This is a genomic window from Polaromonas sp. CT11-55 (genome assembly GCF_047303325.1).
In the GTDB taxonomy this organism is placed as follows: Bacteria; Pseudomonadota; Gammaproteobacteria; order Burkholderiales; family Burkholderiaceae_C; genus Polaromonas.
In genome coordinates this window covers 371,831-379,232 of sequence record NZ_JBKBEX010000001.1, presented here as the reverse complement: position 1 = coordinate 379,232, position 7,402 = coordinate 371,831, and the positions used below count along the sequence as shown (strand labels likewise).

6 protein-coding genes and 1 other RNA gene are annotated in these 7,402 nt (G+C 66.5%); 2 read left to right on the top strand and 5 right to left on the bottom strand.

The genetic code is table 11. The annotated features are described in order from the left end of the window. Positions 1–16: 16 nt before the first annotated feature. A complete protein-coding gene (locus ACEN8I_RS01835; RefSeq protein WP_413325664.1) occupies positions 17–655 on the bottom strand; it encodes a flavin reductase family protein in 639 nt (212 codons plus the stop codon). Continuing rightward, positions 652–2,322: an NAD(P)/FAD-dependent oxidoreductase gene (locus ACEN8I_RS01830; protein WP_413325662.1), complete on the bottom strand. Its 1,671-nt coding sequence runs from the start codon at positions 2,320–2,322 to the stop codon at positions 652–654. The genes ACEN8I_RS01835 and ACEN8I_RS01830 overlap by 4 nt, the downstream gene beginning before the upstream one ends. 84 nt (positions 2,323–2,406) lie before the next feature. Between ACEN8I_RS01830 and rnpB the strand changes: the two genes are divergently transcribed. Continuing rightward, positions 2,407–2,747: RNase P RNA component class A (rnpB, locus tag ACEN8I_RS01825), an RNA gene on the top strand. Here rnpB and ACEN8I_RS01820 read toward each other — a convergent pair. The 3 genes from ACEN8I_RS01820 to ACEN8I_RS01810 all read right to left on the bottom strand — a co-directional run bounded on the left by ACEN8I_RS01820 (position 2,742) and on the right by ACEN8I_RS01810 (position 6,327). Next, entirely contained in the window at positions 2,742–3,251 is a 510-nt protein-coding gene (locus ACEN8I_RS01820) for a DUF2127 domain-containing protein (RefSeq protein ID WP_413325659.1), read from the bottom strand. The two genes, rnpB and ACEN8I_RS01820, sit on opposite strands and share 6 nt — an antisense overlap. Positions 3,252–3,299: 48 nt before the next feature. Continuing rightward, positions 3,300–4,166: a basic amino acid ABC transporter substrate-binding protein gene (locus ACEN8I_RS01815; RefSeq protein ID WP_413325658.1), complete on the bottom strand. Its 867-nt coding sequence runs from the start codon at positions 4,164–4,166 to the stop codon at positions 3,300–3,302. 508 nt (positions 4,167–4,674) lie between these two features. Continuing rightward, positions 4,675–6,327: an MBL fold metallo-hydrolase gene (locus ACEN8I_RS01810; protein ID WP_413325656.1), complete on the bottom strand. Its 1,653-nt coding sequence runs from the start codon at positions 6,325–6,327 to the stop codon at positions 4,675–4,677. A 76-nt stretch (positions 6,328–6,403) separates the two neighbouring features. Here ACEN8I_RS01810 and dapF point away from each other — a divergent pair, with 76 nt between their 5' ends. Further along, positions 6,404–7,279, top strand: a complete 876-nt coding sequence (dapF, locus tag ACEN8I_RS01805; protein ID WP_413325654.1) for a diaminopimelate epimerase — start codon at positions 6,404–6,406, stop codon at positions 7,277–7,279. Positions 7,280–7,402 lie beyond the last annotated feature (123 nt).

Genomic DNA, 7,402 nt, shown 5'->3' with positions numbered 1-7,402 from the left:
CCGGGTGTTCAGGCCGCTAGCGCGGCCTGAACATGCGAAAGAGGTTGTCGGGAGTGACGGCGAAATAATCGGCCGGCCCGCCGCCGCGAAGAATGGGCTGGGCGGCCGCCGTGTCGTAAATGCCGTCCTTGAGCAGATGCCTTGCAATGTACACCCCGACGACTTCGCCCAGGACCAGCCAGGTGGGCACAGGTACGCCGTCGGCACCCTGCAGCTGCAGGATCTGGGTCAGCTTGCACTCGAAGGACACCGGGCTTTCCAGCACGCGCGGCGCGGCAATGCGTTGTGAGGCTGTGGGCGTGAGGCCGGCCAACTCGAACTCATTGACTTCGGGCGGCACCATCGCGCAGGATTGGTTCATGGCCTCGGCCAGTGGCCGGGTCGCCAGGTTCCAGCCGAACTCGCCGGTTTCGCGGATGTTGCGCAGGCTGTCCTTGGCGCCAATGCTGGCAAAGCCGATGATGGGCGGCGTGTAGTTGAAGGCGTTGAAAAAACTGTAGGGCGCCAGGTTGAGCCGGCCCTTTGCGTCCCGCGAGGAAATCCAGCCTATGGGTCTAGGCCCCACCATGGCGTTAAAGGGATCGTGCGGCAGGCCGTGGCCTGTGGCCGGTTCATAGAAATGAAAATCTTCAGAGCGGCTCCGTGCGGCCATCATGCGACCATCCGCTGTCGTTCGGCATCCTGTAGCACGCTGCGCGCCACGGCCTCGGCGACCTTGATGCCGTCCACGCCGGCCGACAGGATGCCGCCGGCGTAGCTGGCGCCTTCACCGGCCGGGTAGAGGCCGCGTACATTGAGGCTTTGCAAGTCCTCGCCGCGGCTGATGCGGATCGGCGAGGAGGTGCGCGTTTCCACGCCCGTCAGCACCGCGTCATGGGTGTCAAAGCCCTTGATCTTTTTGCCGAACACTGGAAAAGCCTCGCGCATGGCGGCAATCGCATAGTCGGGCAGTGCCGACGACAGGTCGCCCAGGGTCACACCTGGCTTGTAAGACGGCGTGATGCTGCCCAGCGCGGTCGAGGGGCGGCCGGCCAGGAAGTCGCCGACCAACTGCCCCGGGGCGCGGTAGTCGCCGCCGCCCAGCACAAAGGCGTGGGATTCGAGCTGGCGCTGCAGCGCGATGCCGGCCAGCGCGTCGCCCGCCTCAAAGCCGGGGTAGTCGCGTGGGTCTATGCCGACCACGATGCCGGCGTTGGCGTTGCGCTCGTTGCGCGAGTACTGGCTCATGCCGTTGGTCACCACGCGGCCGGGCTCCGAGGTCGCGGCCACCACAGTGCCGCCCGGGCACATGCAAAAGCTGTAGACCGAGCGGCCGTTGCTCGCATGGTGCACCAGCTTGTATTCCGCCGCGCCCAGCGAGGGGTGGCCGGCATGGCGGCCCCAGCGCGCTCGGTCGATGATGCCCTGCGGGTGTTCCACCCGAAAGCCGATGGAAAACGGCTTGGCCTCGATGTACACGCCGCGCGCATACAGCATGGCGAAGGTGTCGCGCGAGCTGTGGCCCAGCGCCATCACCACCTGGTCGGCGCGCATCTCGTGGCTTTGGCCCGTGGCCTGGTCCAGCACCGTGAGGCCGCGCAGTTGCCGGCCCTGGGGGCCGTCCTCGATCAGCACGTCGGTCACGCGCTGCTCGAAACGGATCTCGCCGCCCAGCGCGACGATTTGCGCGCGCATGTTCTCGACCACCTTCACCAGCTTGAAGGTGCCTATGTGCGGATGCGCTTCGAACAGGATGTCGGCCGGCGCGCCGGCTTTCACGAACTCGTTCATCACCTTGCGGCCCAGGTGGCGCGGGTCCTTGATCTGGCTGTAAAGCTTGCCGTCGGAAAAAGTGCCGGCACCGCCTTCGCCGAACTGCACGTTGGACTCCGGGTTGAGCACGTTCTTGCGCCACAGGCCCCAGGTGTCGCGGGTGCGCTGGCGCACTGTCTTGCCGCGCTCCAGCACGATGGGCTTGAAACCCATTTGCGCCAGCAGCAGCGCCGCGAACATGCCGCAGGGGCCGAAGCCGACGACAATGGGACGCAGCGGCAGGCCGGCGGGCGCCTGGCCCACGGTGCGGTAGGCCATGTCGGGCGTGGGCAGGATGTGCGGGTTGCCGGCAAACTTCGCCAGCAGCGCGTTTTCCTGACCGGCGTCGGCCAGCGTGACGTCGACGATGTAGACCTTGAGCAGGTCTGCCTTGCGCGCGTCGAAGCTGCGCTTGTGGATGTGGACGTTCTGCAGGGCGGCCGCAGGGATGCCCAGGGTCTGGGCCACCAGGGCGGGCAGGGCATCTTCCGCGTGGTCCAGCGGAAGTTTGAGTTCGGTCAGGCGAATCATGGCAAGGGGCTCGTGTTGATCAAGCAGCCCGTATTTTAAGGTGCGGCTCGCAGCGGCGAGGCACTGGCGGATAATAGACCCCGTGAAGCACGCCAGACCGCCGCTGGTGCAATCTGGGAAACCAGGCACTGGAGGAACGTCCGGACTGCACAGGACAGCGTAGGAGGTAACACCTCTCCACCGTGAGGTGAGGATCAGAGCAACAGAGACGAGTCGGCCTTGGGGTAACCCCGGGCCGGGTGAAACGGGCAATCTCTACGCGCAGCAATACCAAGTAGGCCAGCGTTGATGTGGTTCCGCAGAGCTGGCGGGTAGGTAGCATTGAGCCGCGGGGGCGACCCTCGGCCCAGATTAATGGCGGTCACGCCGGGCTTTCTCCAAGGGGGCCCGGTGCACAGAATCCGGCTTATCGGCGGGCTTCACACTTTATTCGCGGGTTTGCCCCGGCGGGCCCATAGCTGGAATGCCAGGAAACCCACCACCCCCAGGTTGAGCAGCAACACGCCGGCATTGATGGCGCCGGGCCGGTGCGCCAGGTGGGCTACCTCGAGCGGGATGTAAAGCGCGCCCGACAGCGCGCCCAGCCATTCGGCCCAGGTCTTTTCCTTCCACAGTCCCCAGGCTTCCAGGAAGCGCACGGCGATGTAAGCCAGCGCCACCGGCGCGAGCGTGCGCAGGTCGATGGCGCCCAGCAGGTCGGCATAGTGCAGCAGGAGTGTGGGGTAAGGCAGGGCCGGGTCGAGATGAAAGCGCCACAGCAGCGCCACGGCCAGCCGGTGGATGTCGTGGTGCAGCAGCTGTAGCAGGCCTATGCCGGCCGCCAGCGCGGCCAGGCCCTTGGCGGCCTCAAAAACGGCAATGGCGCGCAGGGCGCGCCTGCGGCCGCCGGGTGTGGCGACGGCAGGCGGGATCGTCTCGTCGGGAGTCATGCAGGCGCCGCGCAGGGGTGAGACCGGCGGCGCCTGGGGCGAATGGCCTTATTTCGAGGCGGCGGACGCGGGTGCCTTGGCGGCTGCGGCGGCAGGTGCGCCGAAGTATTGGGTATAGATCTTGTCGTAGGTGCCGTCGGTCTTGATGTCGGCAAGGCCCTTGTTGAGTTTTTCCAGCAGTTCGGTATTGCCCTTCTTGACGGCCAGGCCGTACTGTTCGGCGGCGAAGCTGGCGTCGCTGATGGTCTTGAAGTTCGCGCCACTGTTGTTGTTGACGTAGTGCACCACCACGCCGTTGTCGGCCACCACGGCATCCACGCCGCCGGCTTCGAGTTCTTTCAGTGCCAGCGGTGTCGACTCAAAACGCTTGATGTTGGCGCTGTCCTTGCCTTGCAGCTTGGACACCACTTCGTCGCCCGTCGTACCGTTCTGCACGCCGACCTTGAGTTTTTTCAGGTCGTTGAACTTGGCGATCTTCGAATCCTTCTTCACGGCGATCAGCTGCTGCGCGTCGAAGTAGGGCGTCGAAAAATCCATGGTCTGCTTGCGCTCGGCCGTGATCGTGATGGACGACACCAGCAGGTCGCGGTCGCCCTGGGCGAGGGTGTTGAAGATGCCTTCCCACGGCGTGTTCACGAATTTCACTTCGATGCCGGCTTTTTGCGCCACGGCCTTCACGACCTCGATGTCGAAGCCGACGATCTCGCCTTTTTCATTCTGCGATTCAAAGGGCGCGTAGGCGGCGTCGGTGCCCACCAGGTAGACCTTGGCGGCCGGCGCGGGTGCGGAGGCTGCGGGCGCCGGTGCGCTGGCGGCGGGGGCCGGGGGCTCCTGCTTGCCGCAGGCTGCCAGGACCAGTCCGGCCAGCAGAATGCCGGCGCTTTGAAGGAAATGTCGGGTCGAGATGGAAGACATGAAAACCTCGCTGAATGTTGAAATATGTGAGTTCAGAATCCCGCGGAAAGGGGGGCTGGTGGCCCGGTTCCCGGCAGGTATGAGAAAAAAAGTATAAACCGTGACCGCCAAAAGCCAAGCAATTGGTGTGCCTGAGGCGACTGGCAGGCTTGCGGGAGCGGGGCGCGCAGCCCTACAGATTGGCAAAGCCCTTAGAACCTGTTCACGGCCTAAACGGGGCCGCGCAAGCGCCTTCTCGGGATGGGATGCAACGCGCGGTGCGACGCCCATAGTTCATCTATGGGCTAGCGCCGCAACGCCGCAGACCGCCCGAGAAGGCACTTGCCCTTCGGGTTGGGGTGACGCAAACGCGGTCGCGTTTGCATCCCCGTTGGGGCAGCCGCACGACGCCCAGCCGGCCGGCTGGGCGGTCGGGCGATTGAGCCACCCAGGCCCTTGCATGGGCATTAGCCCATGCGGCGTGCCCGGTTGGCCCACTCATCCCGATTGCACCCCAACGCGGCCCCGTTTAGGCCGTGAACAGGTTCTGAGACTCGATGCGCTCCACATGCGCAAGCAGCGAGCGTTTGGCCACCGGCCAGATGCGCGGGTCCACGTCGTCGTAGGCGGCCGCAACCCAGTCATCCATGGTGCCGTCCGGCCGGGCCCGCATCACGCCGATGATCTTGGCCTCGCGTTTGAGGCGGTGCGCCTTGAGTTGGGCAATCGCGGTTTTGGCCTCGCCGATCACATAGCCGTGCGCCGGGGCAATGAATTCGACCTGGTGTTCGTCGCAGGCCGCGCTGAGCGCATCCAGCGACTCGAGGTAGGCGCTCATGTCGCCGTCCGGCGGGTCTATGACGGTGGTGCTGCCGTTGAGGATATGGTCGCCGCTGAACAGCAGGCCGTCTTCCTCCAGCACCAGGCAGACATGGTTGGCCGCATGGCCGGGCGTATGCAGCGCCAGCAGAGTGTGGCTGGTGGTTTCACCGTCCGGCCCTTTTCCCGAGAGCGTGAGGCGTTCCCGGTTTCGCAGTGCCCGGTCCGGCGTGAAGGCGCTGGCGCTACGCGCCGTGGGCGCCGAAGGCAGGCCCAGGATGGGCGGGGCCGTGCGGCACAGGGCCTGCAGCGGTTTGGCCCCGGGGGAATGGTCGGGGTGCGAATGCGTGCAGACAATCATGCGGATATCGCCGCCGGCCGCCTGCCAGAGGCGCTGCAGGTGTTGGTGGTCGGCCGGGCCCGGGTCGATTGCGATGTAGCCGCTGCCCGGGTCGCCTACAAGGTAGCTGTTGGTGCCCGGCCCGGTCATCACGCCCGGGTTGGGGGCGGTCAGGCGGCTCACATTGCGCAGCAGCGCCACCGGCCGCGCGCTTTGCCAGTCCAGCGTGTGCACGATCTGCCCGTCGGGACAGGTCAGCGCAAGTTCGCCGTAGGGCGCTTCATGTTCCATGTAGCGCGCTTCCTTGCCGCCCAGCAGGCCGGCGCGCGGGCAGGAGGTCCAGAGCGGGATTTCAGACGCGCAGGCGGCCAGCACCGCGTCGACATCCGCATAGTGCTGCAGCTTTTCCAGCGTGCGTATGGTGGGGAAGATGATGAAAAAATCGCCCGCCGCGTGCCGCGCCAGCGCATCGGCCGGCCGCACCCAGACCGGCTCGAACTGCTCGGCTTCGTCGGCCACCGGGCTCTGGCCTTCGGGCATGCGCGCCACCAGGAAGGGCACGTCGAAGCGCCGCGGCAGGTCGCGGTCGGTGATCCAGTGCGCCAGCACAAACACCTCGTCGCCCGCCAGCGTGAGGCCGCGCTCGCGGCATTGCGCGGCAAAGGGCGCCTTGCGGTCCAGGGCTGCGATGTCCGCCGTGCTGGCATGGCTGCCATCCGCATGGCGTGCCAGCAGCACGCCCAGCTCCTCAAAACTTTCCCGTATCGCCGCGATGGCCTGCGTCAGGTGCAGGTCGCTTTGCGTGGCCCGCCGCGTGGACTGGGCGTGCGCCTGCGCGTCCGCCGCATCAATGCCGCCGCCGGGGAAGACATAGGCGCCGGGCGCGAAGCTGGCCGTCATCGAGCGGCGCGTCATCAGCACCTCGATGCCCTGGGGCGTGTCGCGCAGCAGCAGGACGGTGGCGGCAGGGCGCAGCGGGGCGGGCTCGCGGTGGGGGTGGAGTTGTTGTGAGAGGCGGGGCATTTTTGGATTATGGCTTTTGGGGTGGGTTCTTGCTGTGGCGGGGAGCCCCCGGCGGAGAACCACAGATAATCCGGAGATGCGAATCCGATTCACCAAAATGCAGGGCGCGGGCAATGACTTCGTCATGCTCGACGAAACCCGGGGCCCGCTGGGCCTGAGCACCGCGCAGTACCGCTTCCTGGCCGACCGCCACTTCGGCGTCGGCGCCGACCAGATCCTCACGGTGCGGCCGTCGCCGGGGGAGGGCATCGACTTCGAGTACGTGATCCACAACGCCGACGGCGGCGAGGTGGAGCAGTGCGGCAACGGCGCGCGCTGCTTTGTGCGTTTTGTGCGCGAGCAGGGGCTGACAGCCAAAGACGTGGTGAGGGTCAAGACCCTGAGCGGCATCATCGAGCCGCGCATGCAGGCCGATGGACGTGTCACGGTCGACATGGGGGCGCCGGTGTTTGAGCCGGTGCGCGTCCCGTTTGACGCTGCCGGCCTGGCGCCCGTGGCGCAAGGTTCATGGGAGAAATGGCCGCTGGCACTGCCAGGGCAGGCGCAGGCGGCGCCGCTTTTCATAGGCGCGCTGTCCATGGGCAATCCGCACGCGGTGCAGCTGGTGGATGAGGTCGATACCGCGCCGGTGCTGCAAACCGGCCCGCTGATTGAAAACCACGCGCGCTTTCCGCGCCGCGTGAACGCCGGCTTCATGCAGGTGGTTTCGCGCGGGCAGATTCGCCTTCGGGTGTTTGAGCGCGGCGTGGGTGAGACGCTGGCCTGCGGCACGGGCGCCTGTGCGGCCGTGGTGGCGGGTATACGCTGGGGTCTGCTGGACGCGAGAGTGGATGTCATGACGCGGGGCGGCCAGCTGACCATCGAATGGCCGGGCAAGCTCGATGCGCCTGTCATGATGACGGGGCCGGCGACTACGGTGTTTGAGTCCGAGATCGAAATTCCGGAGTTATAGACCACCCCCGTCCGGGCTCACTTCGTGTAGCCCGTTCCCCCCTCAAGGGGGCGGCGCCTGCGGTCTGGCAAAGCCAGTCCCGCGGCCCCAACTGGTTGCGCCCCTTTTCAAGTCGGCAGGAGC

Bases quoted from the DNA above. Each gene is read 5' to 3' on its own strand.
- ACEN8I_RS01835 (WP_413325664.1), bottom strand. From the start codon at position 655: ATGATGGCCGCACGGAGCCGCTCTGAAGATTTTCATTTCTATGAACCG.
- ACEN8I_RS01830 (WP_413325662.1), bottom strand. From the start codon at position 2,322: ATGATTCGCCTGACCGAACTCAAACTTCCGCTGGACCACGCGGAAGAT.
- ACEN8I_RS01820 (WP_413325659.1), bottom strand. From the start codon at position 3,251: ATGACTCCCGACGAGACGATCCCGCCTGCCGTCGCCACACCCGGCGGC.
- ACEN8I_RS01815 (WP_413325658.1), bottom strand. From the start codon at position 4,166: ATGTCTTCCATCTCGACCCGACATTTCCTTCAAAGCGCCGGCATTCTG.
- ACEN8I_RS01810 (WP_413325656.1), bottom strand. From the start codon at position 6,327: ATGCCCCGCCTCTCACAACAACTCCACCCCCACCGCGAGCCCGCCCCG.
- dapF (WP_413325654.1), top strand. From the start codon at position 6,404: ATGCGAATCCGATTCACCAAAATGCAGGGCGCGGGCAATGACTTCGTC.